This is a genomic window from Chachezhania sediminis (genome assembly GCF_009765275.1).
In the GTDB taxonomy this organism is placed as follows: Bacteria; Pseudomonadota; Alphaproteobacteria; order Rhodobacterales; family Rhodobacteraceae; genus Chachezhania; species Chachezhania sediminis.
Map to the genome: position 1 here is coordinate 65,249 of NZ_VOPH01000015.1, position 13,580 is coordinate 78,828.

Here is a 13,580-nt window from a genome sequence, read left to right on the forward strand (position 1 = left end):
TCGCCGGAACCGTGGACTGGCAAACGTCAGGCTGCAAGTGACTTTTGGTCGCCGGTCCGGGCCGTTACGTGGCGAGAGGGCGGGCGCGCAAGAAGGTGAGGAGCGCCGCGACGACGATGATGGCCGAGAGGACGAAAGGCATCCCGGGGAAATGGACCGGCGCCCCTGGCCCGGTGAAGGCGGCGAAGGAGGTCGTCATGATCAGCGGAGAGGCGATCATCGCCAGCGCGGCGGCACTGGCCATGATGCCCTGAAGCTCTCCCTGCGCGTCGTCGGGGGTGGCTCGGGACATGATCCCCTGCATGGCCGGCATCGCCGCGCCCCCCAGCGCGCTGAGGGGGGTGAGGATCAGCGCCACGGTGCCGTTCGTCACCAGCGCGATGGCCACGAAGGAGGAGATGTCGAACATCAGCCCGAAGACCACCGCCTTCCATTCGCCGAAGTAGCCCAGGATTGGCCGGATCAGCACGCCCTGCACGATGGCGGCAAGCAGCCCGTAGAGTGTCAGCGACAGACCGACGGTGCCAGGCCCCCAGCCATAGCGTTCCTCGGTATAGAAGGCCCAGACCGAGGGGTAGACGTGGAAGGCGATGGAAAACAGGAAGTAGACCAGCATCAGGGTGCGGATCTCGGGCAGGGCGGCCAGGTGACGGAAAGCGCCCAAGGGATTGGCGCGGGACCACGAGAACGGGCGGCGGATGCGGTCGGTGACGGTTTCCCGCATCACCAGCGCGCCGAAGACGGTGTTGAGCCCGGCCAGGATGGCGGCGGCGATGAAGGGCGCGCGGGTGCCGTAGGCGCCCAGCAGCCCGCCGATGATCGGGCCCAGGATGAAGCCCACGCCGAAGGCCGCGCCGATCAGGCCGAAATTGGCGGCTTTTTCTTCCGGTTTCGAGATGTCGGCCATGTAGGCGCCGGCGGTGGCATAGGTGGACGAGGTGATGCCGCCGAAGATACGGCCCGCCAGCAGCAGCCAGATGGAGCCTGCGACGGCCATGACGACATAGTCGACGGCCATGGCAGCAAGCGAGACGAGGAGCACAGGCCGGCGGCCGACGGAATCCGACAGGCTGCCGATCAGGGGGCCGCACAGGAACTGCATCACGGCAAAGCCCGAGGCGAGGAGCCCGCCCCAGAGCGCGGCAGAGCCCAGCGTGCCGCCCTGCACCTCCTGAATCAGATCCGGCATGACCGGCATGATCAACCCGATTCCCATCGAGTCGATGGCCACGGTGACCAGGATGAACAGGATGGGCAGGCGCACCGGGGCCTCGGGCTGACGTGTTACGAGAGGCCGGAGACTGCTCTCACGAAGGCGCGTGCCTCGGTGGGCGCGGTGCCGGCCTGGGCAAGTGGGTCGAAGAGCGCGTCCGTGTCAAGATCCGGCCAGTCGCGGGCCACGAGGCGCTTGAGCGGCGTCGACGTCTCCAGCGCCTCGCGCGAAAGCGCCTTGACCGCGGCCTGTGCTGCGGGGCGGGGAAGGATCCCCGCCAGGGCGAAGCTCAGCGCCTCGGCGTACAGAAGGTCCAGCGTGTCGTCGAGGATGGCCCGCATCCGCGCGGGATCGGGGGAGAGATCGTCGGCCAGTTTCAGGCCGGTCCGGACCGAAGCGGCGGCCCCCAGCACCAGTTGGGGCAGACACATCCATTCGGTGAACCACGCCGCGCCGTCCCGCTGGTGGCGGTGAACGGCGGCGCCGGCGCGCAGCGCGGTTTCCAGCGCCGTCTGCTGGTGGCCAAGCGCCACGAGGACCGAGGCCGCGACCGGGTTCTGCTTCTGCGGCATGGTGGACGACCCGCCAGCGCCGCCCAGCTTCACCTCGCCCATGCCCGACTGCATGTGGGCCACGACATCCTCGCCCATCTTGGCCAGCGCCAGCGTGACCCGGGACAGCCAGTCGGCGATCTTCAGGACCGGGGTGCGGTCGGTGTGCCAGCTGCGGCCGGGGTCGGCCAGGCCGAGGGACGTGGCCATGTGCGCCCGGATCTCCGCCGCCTTCGGACCGAGGGCCGAGGCGGTGCCGGCGGCGCCGGACAGGGAGACCAACAGGCATTGGGACCGCAGCGCGGGCAGTTCCTGCAGCAGGCCTACCAGCGGCATGCCCCACAGCGCCACGACCGCGCCGAAGGTGGTGGGCGTCGCGTGTTGGCCATAGGTGCGGGCGGCCATAGGGGTGTCGGCGTGGTCTTCCGCCAGCGAAGACAGGCGGGTCAGGATGGATTTCAGGTCGTCTTCGAAGACCTGCAGCCCCATCTTCAGGCGCAGCATCAGGCCGGTGTCGATGATGTCCTGAGAGGTGGCGCCCCAGTGGGCATATTGGGCATGGTCATCGTCGCCCACGGCCGCCCGGAAGGCCGAAACCAGAGCCGGAACGCTGACGCCATTGGTGCCGGTGGCCCGGGCCAGCGCGGCGGGGTCCAGCGTGACGGTTTCGGCGGCCCGGGCCAGGACGGCGGCGCTGTCTGGGGGAATCACGTCCAGGGCGCCCTGCGCGGCGGACAGGGCGCCTTCAGCCTGCAACATCCCCGCAACCTCGGCCGCATCGGTGAACAGGGGGCCCACGTCGCCCGTGGGGAACAGATCCGCGAAAAGCGCACTGTCGAAGACCGATCCGGCCATGTCGTTCCTTTCGAAGGGGTGGTCAGTCCAGGCCCCGGGCGATCCGGTCGAGTATCGCGGCAAGCCCCGCGGGATCGGACAGGAAGGGGGAATGGTCGGTGTCGATATCGTGTACCGTCCCGGCGGGCCAGTCGGCCACCATCTGGCGCTGGTAGTCGGTCACGATGGTCCGGTCCTGCAGCGTCATAATGAAATGCTTGGGCGTGGCGTCCCAGCCCGCGCCCAGCGTGGCCGGTTCGGACTGTGGGCTGGCTGGCTGCGGGCACAGGCGGTCCAGCGCGTATTCCCGTGCCGAAGGCCGGCAGGTGCCGTAGAAAAGTCCGGCCGCAGCCTCGCGCGGGAAGGACACGCTGCGGCGATCCTCGGACACGATCAACTTGGCCGCGGACGCGGGCCAGGGGCTGAGATCGCGGAGGTTCTTCAGGGACAGGCCCGGCTGCGGCACGTAGGCGGCCAGCAGCACCAGCCCGGCCATGCCGCCCGGGGCCATGCCCGCGGCCTCGCCGATGACCATGCCGCCCCAGCTGTGGCCGACGACCAGCGTGTCCGGCGTGGCTGCATCCACCACGGCCTGCGCGGTGGATGCCAGTGTTATGTCGGATATCGAGGTCCGATCCGCGCCCATGCCGGGAAGGTCGATGGCGCGGGCCGCGTGACCCAGGGCCTCAAGCTCCGGGATCAGATCGGCCCAGCACCAAGCGCCGTGGCAGGCGCCGTGGATCAGAAGGATATCGGTCATCTACATGTCGAAGAAAATGGTTTCTCCGTCCCCTTGTAGATGAATGTCGAACCGCCAGCTACCGGGACCGTCGCTTTTCGCGATCAGTGTGGGGACGCGGATCTTGTGCTCGATCCGCGCCAGGACCGGATCGGTCGTCAGGTCGTCGCCATCGAAATACATCCGGGTCTGCAGCCCGACATTGATGCCGCGGGCCACGATCCACAGGGCGATATGGGGCGCCATCTTGCCCACCGCACCGGGCTTGACGGTTTCCAGCGTCCAGACGCCGGTGTCCTGGTTCGCGGGCAGACGCGCCCAGCCCTGGATGCCGGGGCCATAGGTGCCCGACGCATCGGCCTGCCAGCTTTCCAGCAGCACGTCGCGCAGGGGTGTGCCGGTGCCGTCATAGACGATACCGGTAACCTTGATCTTTTCGCCCGCGACATCATCCGGGAAGGGCTTCAGGCCCAGATCCTCGGGGTAGATGCCTGCGTTGCCGATGAAGTTCGGCGTGGTCCCGATGTGGACATAAGGGCCCGCGGTCTGGGACGGCGTTTCCTTCAGGTATTCGAGCGGCTGGACCATCTTACATCCCCTCCGGCTTGTTTTCGAACATGGTCTGGCGGTTGCCGCGCAGCACGATGTCGAACTTGTAGGCCAGGAAATCGAGCGGCCGCGCCCGGTTCATGTCGAGCGGCGCGACCAGCCGGTCCAGATCGGCCTTGTTGGCGATGGTGTTCGCGATCGGGCATCGCGCGATCAGCGGATCGCCTTCGAAATACATCTGGGTGATCAGCCGCTGGCCGAAGCTGGGCCCGCACAGCGAATAGTGGATGTGCGCCGGGCGCCAGTCGTTGGGACCGTTGGGCCAGGGATAGGCGCCGGGCTTGACGGTCAGGAATTCATAGGACCCGTCCTCGCCCGTCAGGACGCGGCCGCAACCGCCGAAATTGGGGTCGAGCGGGGCAAGATAGCCGTCCTTCTTGTGGCGATAGCGCCCGCCGGCATTGGCCTGCCAGACCTCGACCAGCGCATTCGGCACCGGGCGGCCGTTTTCGTCCAGCACGCGGCCGTAGACGACGATGCGTTCGCCCACGGCCGGTTCGCCCGTGAAGTTCAGGATCAGGTTGCTGTCCAGCTCGCCCAGCATCGAATGCCCGAAGACCGGCCCGGTCTGTTCGGTCGCCGTGGCGCCCATGGCAAGCAGCGCCTGTTTCGGGCTGCGCGGCACGCTGGTCTTGTACCCGGGCGCATAGGCCGGCGGGTGCTGGTCGCGTGTACGGGGATGAAGTGTCATTGATCCTCCTCCATTTCGGCATAGGCGGCTTTGGCCAGCTTGATCGCATGATTGGCCTTCGGCACACCGCAGTAGATGGCCACGTGCTGGAACACCTCCATCACGTCTTCCTTGGTCGCGCCGGTATTGGCGGTGGCGCGGATATGCATCGGGATTTCGTCGAAGTTCCCCATGGCGGCCAGAAGCGCCAGGGTCAGCATCGACCGTTCCCGCCGGGTGATCGCGTCGGACGACCAGACCGTGCCCCAGGCGCCTTCGGTGATCAGCGTCTGAAACGGCGTATCGAATGGCGTCTTGGCGGCCTCGGCCCGGTCGACATGGGCGTCGCCCAGAACCGATCGGCGGGTTTTCATCCCGCGGTCGAAGGCGTCAGACATGGCCGATCTCCTTGATGAATGTCGTCAGGATCCGGGCATAGGCTTCGGGGTCTTCGACACAAGGCAGGTGGCCGGTACCGCGGATGATCTCGAATTTGGATCCCGGGATCAGGTCGATGGTTTCACGCACCAGGTCCGGCGGGGTGGACCCGTCCACGTCGCCCGCGATCCCCAGCGCGGGCAGCCGCAGGCTCGCGGTCGGCGTGTAGAAATCCGTGCCCGCGATTGCGGAGGAACAGCCGGAGTAGCCGGCGGCCGGCTGGCGGATCAGCATGTTGCGCCAGGCTTCCAGTTCCGGGGTTTCCCGGAACGCGGGCGAGAACCAGCGTTCCATCACCGCATCGGCCATCGGCTCGATGCCCGATTCATTCACGGCGGCGACGCGGGTGTCCCACATCTCCTTGGTGCCGATCTTGGCACCGGTATTCGACAGGACCAAGGCGCGCACAAGGTCGGGGCGTTTCACGGCGATCCCTTGGGCGATCATGCCGCCGATGGACAGGCCCACGAACAGCGCGTCCTTCAGGGCCAGATGGTCCATCAACCGTTCGATGTCGCTGACCAGCTGGCCCATCTTGTAGGGCGCGGCCGGCAGCGACGACAGCCCGTGTCCGCGCTTGTCATAGCGCACCAGCTTCAGACCCGTGGGCAGCAGCGGCAGCACCTGGTCCCACAGGCGCAGGTCGGTGCCCAGCGAATTGGCAAAGACGACCGGCGCCCCGTCGGGATCGCCATCGACCCGATAGTGCAGCCTGACGTCGCCCAGATCGACGATATTCATTCCTTCCTCCCTCGGTGCGTTGCTGCGGCTCCTCCGCGCGCGGGCCGTGCCCGAGTGACGCCATAGCGCGCAGAAACTGGTTGAGTTGTCAACCGTTGGTATTTCAAACTAGTTGCCCGGCGGGGCGCTGGACGTGGCCGGACTTCAGGGGCTTCGCCCCCGGCCGGGAAGGTGCGGGACGGGGTCAGACGTCCAGCTTTTCCAGCGCGCGGGCAAAGACTGCCGGATCGACATTCCCGCCGGAGACGACGGCGATCACAGCCGGTGCATCGATCTGGTGGGGCCGCAGAAGGGCGGCCGCCAGGGCCACGGCGCCGCCCGGTTCGGCCACGATCTTCAGCCGCAGGAAGGCCTGCGCCACGGCGTACAGCGCGTCTTCGTCGCTGACCGCCAGCCCCGGGCCGCACAGGCGGCTTGTGATGGGAAAGGTTATGTCGCCGGGTTCGGGCGTCAGGATCGCGTCGCACAGGCTGCCGGAGAGGCGTTCGTTGGCCTGCTTCGTCCCGCTTTCCAGCGACCGGAGCGTGTCGTCAAAGCCTTCGGGTTCCGCCGGTCGCACCCGAAGCGACGGGGCCTTTGCCTCCAGCGCCAGGGCGATGCCCGCGGTCAGCCCGCCGCCGCCGCAGGGGACCAGAACGTCGGCATGGGTGATCCCGGCCTCGGCCGCCTGTTCGGCGATCTCCAGCCCCACGGTGCCCTGGCCCGCGATGACCAGCGGTTCGTCATAGGGCTTGATCAGGGTCAGGCCGCGTTCCTCGGCCAGCGTCACGCCGATGGCCTCGCGGCTTTCGTTGGCACGGTCGTACAACACGACTTCGGCCCCCAGCGCGCGGGTATTGTCGATCTTCAGCGCCGGCGCGTCCGAGGGCATGATGATCACCGCCGGAACGCCATGCCCCTTGGCGGCGAAGGCCACGCCCTGTGCGTGGTTGCCGCTGGAATAGGCCAGGACGCCCCGGGCGCGGATGTCCGGCTCCAGCGCGGACACGGCAGACCAGCCGCCGCGGAACTTGAAGCTGCCGGTGTGCTGCAGGCATTCGGGCTTCACCCAGACCGGGCGGCCTGCGATCTCGTCCAGGAAAGGGGAATTCAGCAGGGGCGTGCGTCGGGCGCGCCCCTTCAGCCGGCCGGCGGCTGCCTCGATCATCGCAAGGGTGGTCAACGTGCGGTCTCCAGGATGGTGCGGATGATGGAGAGGGATTCGGCCTCGTCCAGGAAGGGCGGGTGGCCGCGGTCTTGAACTTCCGCCGCGATCAGGCCGGGGTGGCGCTCCTGCATCCTGGCCAGCGTATCCGGCGACAGGATGTCGGAATTTGCGCCCCGGATCACGCCGGTGGGGACGGCACGCAGTCGTTCGAAGAACAGCCACATGTCGGGCGCCGTTCCGGCCGCCGCCTGTTCCAGGATCGCCGTGCGCAGGTGGGCGTCATACCGCAGGTCCAGGCCGGTTCCGGTCTCGATGAACTGTGCTTCGGCCTGGTGCCGCCAGACGTCCAGGGGCACGCCGGGAAACTCCTTCGCCGTGGCTTCCAGAGCGGCCCTGGCCCAGCCGTCATAGTCGGTCTGTGCAGGCTTTTCGCCCAGATAGGCCATGATCCGGGCGATGCCTGCTGGCCCGACTTCTGGCCCCACGTCGTTCAGGATCACGCCCGCAAGCCGGTCGCCGTGACCGGCGGCGACGGCCATGGCCACCAACCCCCCGCGCGAGGTTCCCAGCACCGTGACCTTGTCCAGGCCCAGATGGTCCAGCAGTTCCACCACGTCGTGCCCTTCGCGCAGGACGTTATAGTTCAGGTAGTCCGGATCGAAGGCCGATTTGCCCCGCCCCCGCAGGTCCAGCGCGATCACCTGCACATCCGCCATATGCGGTAGCAGGAAGTCGAAGTCGCGGCAGTTCCGCGTCAGCCCCGGCAGGCACAGCAGCGGCTGCCCCTGGCCGTGGATCTCATAGTACAGGCGCAGCCCGTCGGAAGTGGTGAAATCGGCCATCTTGGGTCTCGTCGGATTGGGAAGGGCTGTTCAGATCTGGGCGATATCGGGGATCGAGGACAGGTCGGTCAGGATCCGGTCGGGTGTCCAGGGCAGGCGGTCGACGGGGTCGCCCCCGCGGTTCACCCAGGCGGTGGCAAAGCCGTATCCGGCCGCCGCCGCGGCGTCCCAGCCGTTGGAGGACACGAACAGAACCTCGTCCCTCGCGCAGCCGAATCGCTGGCCCACCAGGTCATAGACCCGTGCATCGGGTTTGAAGATACCCACGCTTTCGACCGAAAGCACATCGTCCAGCACATCGCCGATCCCGGCCGATGCGACGGCGCCCTCCAGCATCTCGGGCGAGCCGTTGGACAGGATCGCGGTCTGCAGCCCGGCGGCCTTCAGCGCGCCGAGCATTGCGGGCACTTCCGGGAAGGCCGAAAGCTCCCAATAGAGGTCCAGCAGCCGCTGGCGCAGGGCAGCATCGCCGCCTAGCCCTTCCGCCTCCAGCGCCCAGTCGAGCGAGTCCTGCGTGACGTTCCAGAAATCCGTATGAGCCCCGGTGATGGCCCTCAGCCAGGAATAGCCCAGCTGTTTCTGCCGCCAGTGCGCCGCGACGGCCTGCCATTTGTCCGCCAGCGCAGGATAGCCGCCCTCTGCCGCGGCCTCGCGCGCGGCGGCAGTGACGTCGAACAGGGTGCCATAGGCATCGAAGACGCAGGTGGTGATGGCCATGCCGGTCCTTCCTGTCGGGCCCGTTGGGGGATGGGTCTGCCGAACGGGTGATGGCCGCACAGTGCCCAACCCCCGGTCCGGGCACAAGTGCCGAGGCAGACGCAGCCGAGGGCCGGCGCGCAGCAACCGCCCGCAGGGCGCGTTTGGATCGGGTGGTGGGGGAGGACAGTGCCCGCCGGCGGACAACGTTGGCATTTGGCGACGCGCGTCAGCGCGGCGCAAGGCCCGAAGGGCCCCGCTGCGCTCCGGAACTCTGAAAGGTCAGAGGTGGTCCGGCTGCGGCATGCCCAGCACGTGGAAACCGCCGTCGACACGGATAATCTCGCCCGTGGTGCAGGCCCCCGCCTCGGAGACCAGGTAGACGGCCGTGCCGCCCACCGCTTCCAGCGTCGCGTTTTTGCGCAGCGGCGCGTTCAGGTCGGTATGGCGATAGGTCTTGCGCGCACCGCCGATGGCCGCGCCGGCCAGGGTCCGCATCGGGCCCGGGGAAATCGCGTTCACCCGGATCCCGTCGGGGCCCAGGTCGTTCGCCAGGTAGCGCGTCGCCGATTCCAGCGCGGCCTTGGCCACGCCCATGACGTTGTAGTTCGGCACGACCCGGTTCGACCCCTGGTAGGTCAGGGTGATCAGCGAACCGCCGTTCTCCTGCATCAGCGGGTAGGCGCGGCGCGCCACCTCGATGAACGAGTATGCGCTGATTTCCATCGAATGCTTGAAGTTGGCCCGGCTGGTGTTGAGGAATCGGCCCGTCAGTTCGGACTTGTCCGAGAACGCGATGGCATGGACGACGAAGTCGATGGTCGGCCATTTGTCCGCCAGCGCGGCAAAGGCCGCGTCCAGCGAGGCGTCATCGGTCACGTCCACGTCCAGCAGCAGGTCGGAACCGACCGACGCGGCCAGCGGTTGGACCCGCTTGCCGAAGGCCTCGCCCTGATAGCTGAACGCCAGCTCGGCGCCGGCTTCGTGCAGGGCCTTGGCAATGCCCCATGCGATCGACCGGTCATTAGCAACGCCCATGACCAGGCCACGCTTTCCCTTCAAGCTGTCCGACATGGCCTGGCTCAGTCCCTGTATTTCGAAAGGATCATCGATCCGTTGGTTCCGCCGAAGCCGAAACTGTTGGTCATCACGCTGTCCAGCGCCGCGCCTTCCTTGAGTGCCAGTGCGATCTCGGAAGGTTTGAGCGCCGGGTCCAGCGTCTCGACATTGATGGAAGGTGCGATGAAGTCGCCCTGCAGCATCAGAAGGCAGAAGATCGCCTCCAGAGCGCCGGCCGCACCCTGCGCATGGCCGGTCATCGACTTGGTCGAACTGATCGGCGGGGTTGAGCCTTCGCCCCAGATCCGGCGCACCGATTCAACTTCGCCCACGTCGCCAACGGGGGTCGAGGTGCCGTGCGCGTTGATATAGCTGACCTTGCGGCCTTCCGGCAGGGTCGCCAGCGCCAGACGCATGGCCCGTTCGCCGCCTTCGCCGGACGGTGCCACCATGTCGTGTCCATCCGAGGTAGCACCGAAACCGGTGACTTCGGCATAGATCCTGGCCCCGCGGGCCTTGGCGTGTTCCAGCTCTTCAAGGACCAGGATGCCGCCGCCGCCCGAGATGACGAAGCCGTCGCGGCCCGCATCGAAGGCGCGGCTCGCCTTTTCGGGGGTGTCGTTGTACTTGGATGACATCGCGCCCATGGCGTCGAAGAGGCAGGACAGGGTCCAGTCGAGTTCTTCGCCGCCGCCGGCGAACATCACGTCCTGTTTACCCATCATGATCTGTTCCGCCGCATTGCCGATGCAGTGCAGCGAGGTCGAGCAGGCCGAGGTGATGGAATAGTTGATACCTTTGATCTTGAACGCCGTCGCCAGGTTGGCCGAGATCGTGGACGACATGCATTTCGGCACCGCGAAGGGGCCGATCCGCTTGGGCGCGCCCTTTTCCAGCACCGTCTGGTGCGCCTGGAACAGGGCCGAGGTCGACGGCCCGCCGGACCCCGCCACCAGACCGGTGCGGGGATTGACGATGTCGCCTTCTTCCAGCCCGGCATCGGCGATGGCCTGCTGCATGGCGATATGGGCATAGGCTGCGCCCGGTCCCATGAAGCGCAGCAGGCGCTTTTCCACGTGTTCGGTGATGTCGATGTTCAGCATGCCGGCCACCCGGCTGCGAAAGCCGTGTTCGGCCATCTCGGCATTGGCGCGGATGCCGCAGAACCCGGTCTTCAGGGACTCCAGCACTTCTCCGGCATTGTTTCCGATGGACGAGACGATGCCCAGCCCGGTTACCACGACGCGGCGCATCGGCGCCTCCCTTGTCCTCTCAGATGTCAATCAGATCGGGTATTGGCCCGTCTGGTCAAGTCCCCGATGTCATATCAGCTTGTGGCCGGGGCAGACAGCCCAACCTTCATGTCCTTGACCTCGCAGACGGTTTCGCCGTCCGCGCTGACCCGGCCATCGGCCACGCCCATCTTCAGCCTGCGGTCGATCACCCGGGTAAAGTTGACTTCATACCGGACCAGCTTGCGGTCGGGACGGATCATGCCCGACAGCTTCACTTCGCCGACGCCCAGGGCGAAACCCTGGCCCTGCCAGCCGCGCCAGCCCAGGTTGAAGCCGGTCAGTTGCCACAGCCCGTCCAGCATCAGGCAGCCCGGCATCACCTCGTTCCCGGGAAAGTGGCAGGGGAAGAACCACAGGTCCGGCGTGATATCCAGCTCGGCCACTATGTGGCCTTTGCCGTTCTCGCCGCCATCCGCGCTCACCTCGGTGATGCGATCCATCATCAGCATCGGGGGTTCCGGCAATTGCGCATTGCCCGGTCCGAAGAGTTCCCCGCGGGCACAAGCCAGAAGGGCATCCTTGTCGAAGCTATCGGGGAACTGGCCCATCGTGGCGCGTCTCCTGTCGTTGGGGTTCGTCCGGGTGTCCCGGCGCGGTGTCCCGCTTCCCTTGCATCCGGCCGCCGGCGACCTCGATGACATGAGGCGCATGGCGCCAATGACAACGGGTCCGAGGCCATTTTTCGATTTGCCCCCCTCTAGCACCGCCCTTCATGGCCCTGCAAGGGGAGCGGGCGGCCACAGGTCATCCGCCGGGATCCCGCGCCGCATCCCGATGGGGCGAATCCGATGCAAAATTGCGCGGATCAGGGCGATTTCGGAATATCCATTGAAAAGGGGCAACTTTCTTTCCTATATTCCCCGGAAAGGCGGCCAGCGTGTCGCAAGCCACATCCGGCATTCGATGATTTCGTCGCCGGAAACGAAGCAAGCGGATCCGCATCATGGCAGGGCGTACCCCGGCACAGGCAGCACAGGCGACAGGCGCTCTGGAACTCGACCGGGACAGGGCGGTTCCGGATCGGATCGCGGTTCGACCTGCCGACAGCGCGTCCCGGCCCGTTTCGCGGGTCGAGGCATTGATGACCCCCCGCGACGACATCGATTTCGACCGCGATCACGGTCTTGGTCCTGACAGTGCCAGGGACCGCGTGACCGAAGACCAGCGCGCCACCGTCTGGCTGGGCAAGGTCGGCTTGCGCCCGACCCGTCAGCGCCTGTCCCTGGCGCGTCTTCTGATCGGCGACGGCAACCATCGTCATGTCACCGCCGAAAGCCTGTTCGAGTCGGCAAAGTCTGCCGGCGCTTCGGTTTCGCTCGCCACCGTATACAATACTCTAAGGGCCTTCTGCGACGTGGGGCTGATGCAGGAAGTCACGGTCGACGGATCCAAGAGCTATTTCGACACCAATACCTATGACCACCCCCACTTCTACTGGGAGGATCAGGGCGTCCTGACCGATGCCCCGGCCGACCAGCTGGTGATCGCCCGCCTGCCCGATGCCCCCGACGGGGCAGAAATCGCGTCTGTAGACGTGGTTATCCGCCTGCGGCGCACCTGAGCGCGGGTGACAGGGAAAGCGGGACCGGAACGTCGACCCATGCCGCACCCCTTGCTGACCCCCGACGATATCGAAACGTTCCAGCGTGATGGCGTGGTCCTGGTCAGGGGCCTGTTTGCCGACCGAGTCGACAGCCTGCGGCAAGGGATCGAGAAGAACCTGTGCCACCCTAGCCCCTATGCGTCCGAGAACGAACGGGCAGGGGAGACGGGCCGCTTCTTCGACGACTACTGCAACTGGACCCGGATCCGGGAATTCTCGGACGCGATACTGAACGGCCCCGCGGCCGAAGTCGCGGCCGACCTTATGGGATCGGACCGGGTGCAGGTCTTCCACGATCATGTGCTGGTCAAGGAGCCCGGCACGTCGATGGCCACGCCCTGGCACCAGGATGGCCCCTATTACTTTGTCGAAGGCCGTCAGACAGTCAGTTTCTGGTCGCCGCTGGATCCGGTGGACGAGGCATCGCTGCGCTGCGTGGCCGGATCTCATCTTTGGGAAAAGGACGTGCTGCCCACCCGGTGGGTGACCGAATCCGCCTTCTTCCCGGATCCCGATCTGTATCGCCCAGTTCCGGACCCGGAAGCCGAAGGCATGGACATCCGCGCCTGGCCCATGGCGCCCGGCGATGCGGTGGCCTTCCACTTCCGCACGCTGCACGGCGCCCGCGGCAATACCAGTGCGAACCGACGCCGGGCGTTCTCTGTCCGCTTCGTCGGGGATGATGCGGTCTATGCCGATCGCCCTGGCCGCACCTCTCCGCCATTCCCCGGGCATGGGATGCGCGCCGGCGAACGGCTGCGCGAAGACTGGTTCCCCACGATCTTCGACCGCAGCTCGGGCTGACTCGGGTCCGGATCTGGTCCGTGCCTCCGGCCGATTCACCGGATCGAGCACCTTCCGACCCACCGATTCCGACCCAGTCGATTTTCCGAGAGTTTTCTGCCCCGTGCCCTGAATCTACATTTTGTGGTTAAGTTCACGGAAAGCACCAATTTTTCGGCAGCGAGTGCAAGCTGACGAGGGGGAAACGCAAAAAAGTCGGATTTCTGAAAGAAAGCCCTTGCGGGTTGTTGGTGTGATCCGTAAATAGCCCCTCACCGGCGGCGCTGAGGCGCTGACGGGGCGGATCGGAGCGGATCCGGACGGGCGCCTGGGGCGCTGGGGCGGATGCCCTGGTGGACT

15 protein-coding genes are annotated in these 13,580 nt (G+C 66.7%); 2 read left to right on the plus strand and 13 right to left on the minus strand.

Going from position 1 to position 13,580, the window contains the following annotated elements; genetic code table 11:
* Positions 1-64: 64 nt before the first annotated feature.
* From FQK05_RS24040 to fabA, 13 genes are all read right to left on the minus strand, one after another.
* A complete protein-coding gene (locus FQK05_RS24040) occupies positions 65-1,264 on the minus strand; it encodes a TCR/Tet family MFS transporter (RefSeq protein ID WP_158971784.1) in 1,200 nt (399 codons plus the stop codon).
* A gap of 20 nt (positions 1,265-1,284) precedes the next feature.
* Entirely contained in the window at positions 1,285-2,619 is a 1,335-nt protein-coding gene (locus FQK05_RS24045) for a class-II fumarase/aspartase family protein (protein WP_158971786.1), read from the minus strand.
* Between the two features lie 22 nt (positions 2,620-2,641).
* Entirely contained in the window at positions 2,642-3,358 is a 717-nt protein-coding gene (locus FQK05_RS24050; protein ID WP_158971788.1) for an alpha/beta fold hydrolase, read from the minus strand.
* Complete coding sequence (gene pcaG, locus FQK05_RS24055) at positions 3,359-3,925, minus strand: protocatechuate 3,4-dioxygenase subunit alpha (protein ID WP_158971790.1); 567 nt, start codon at positions 3,923-3,925, stop codon at positions 3,359-3,361.
* Position 3,926: 1 nt separating this feature from the next.
* On the minus strand, positions 3,927-4,637 hold the full coding sequence (gene pcaH, locus FQK05_RS24060) for a protocatechuate 3,4-dioxygenase subunit beta (RefSeq protein WP_158971792.1): 711 nt from the start codon (positions 4,635-4,637) through the stop codon (positions 3,927-3,929).
* Positions 4,634-5,014: a 4-carboxymuconolactone decarboxylase gene (gene pcaC / locus FQK05_RS24065; protein WP_158971794.1), complete on the minus strand. Its 381-nt coding sequence runs from the start codon at positions 5,012-5,014 to the stop codon at positions 4,634-4,636. Before pcaC ends, pcaH begins: the two co-directional genes overlap by 4 nt.
* Positions 5,007-5,795, minus strand: a complete 789-nt coding sequence (gene pcaD / locus FQK05_RS24070) for a 3-oxoadipate enol-lactonase (RefSeq protein ID WP_158971796.1) — start codon at positions 5,793-5,795, stop codon at positions 5,007-5,009. The genes pcaC and pcaD overlap by 8 nt, the downstream gene beginning before the upstream one ends.
* 184 nt (positions 5,796-5,979) lie before the next feature.
* Entirely contained in the window at positions 5,980-6,957 is a 978-nt protein-coding gene (locus tag FQK05_RS24075) for a threonine ammonia-lyase (protein ID WP_158971798.1), read from the minus strand.
* Positions 6,954-7,784, minus strand: a complete 831-nt coding sequence (locus tag FQK05_RS24080; RefSeq protein WP_158971800.1) for an alpha/beta fold hydrolase — start codon at positions 7,782-7,784, stop codon at positions 6,954-6,956. The genes FQK05_RS24075 and FQK05_RS24080 overlap by 4 nt, the downstream gene beginning before the upstream one ends.
* A gap of 30 nt (positions 7,785-7,814) precedes the next feature.
* Entirely contained in the window at positions 7,815-8,501 is a 687-nt protein-coding gene (locus FQK05_RS24085) for a haloacid dehalogenase type II (RefSeq protein ID WP_158971802.1), read from the minus strand.
* Between the two features lie 261 nt (positions 8,502-8,762).
* Entirely contained in the window at positions 8,763-9,554 is a 792-nt protein-coding gene (locus FQK05_RS24090) for an enoyl-ACP reductase FabI (RefSeq protein WP_158971804.1), read from the minus strand.
* A gap of 8 nt (positions 9,555-9,562) precedes the next feature.
* The gene (fabB, locus tag FQK05_RS24095; protein ID WP_158971806.1) at positions 9,563-10,792 is read right to left on the minus strand and encodes a beta-ketoacyl-ACP synthase I; all 1,230 of its coding nucleotides are present in this window, start codon (positions 10,790-10,792) and stop codon (positions 9,563-9,565) included.
* 74 nt (positions 10,793-10,866) lie between these two features.
* Positions 10,867-11,382, minus strand: coding sequence for a bifunctional 3-hydroxydecanoyl-ACP dehydratase/trans-2-decenoyl-ACP isomerase (fabA, locus tag FQK05_RS24100; protein ID WP_158971808.1), 516 nt, complete (start codon positions 11,380-11,382; stop codon positions 10,867-10,869).
* A gap of 602 nt (positions 11,383-11,984) precedes the next feature.
* Between fabA and irrA the strand changes: the two genes are divergently transcribed.
* Together irrA and FQK05_RS24110 are read left to right on the plus strand one after the other, a co-directional pair.
* On the plus strand, positions 11,985-12,395 hold the full coding sequence (gene irrA, locus FQK05_RS24105) for an iron response transcriptional regulator IrrA (protein WP_233270661.1): 411 nt from the start codon (positions 11,985-11,987) through the stop codon (positions 12,393-12,395).
* Positions 12,396-12,434: 39 nt separating this feature from the next.
* Complete coding sequence (locus FQK05_RS24110) at positions 12,435-13,241, plus strand: phytanoyl-CoA dioxygenase family protein (RefSeq protein WP_158971810.1); 807 nt, start codon at positions 12,435-12,437, stop codon at positions 13,239-13,241.
* Positions 13,242-13,580: the final 339 nt, after the last annotated feature.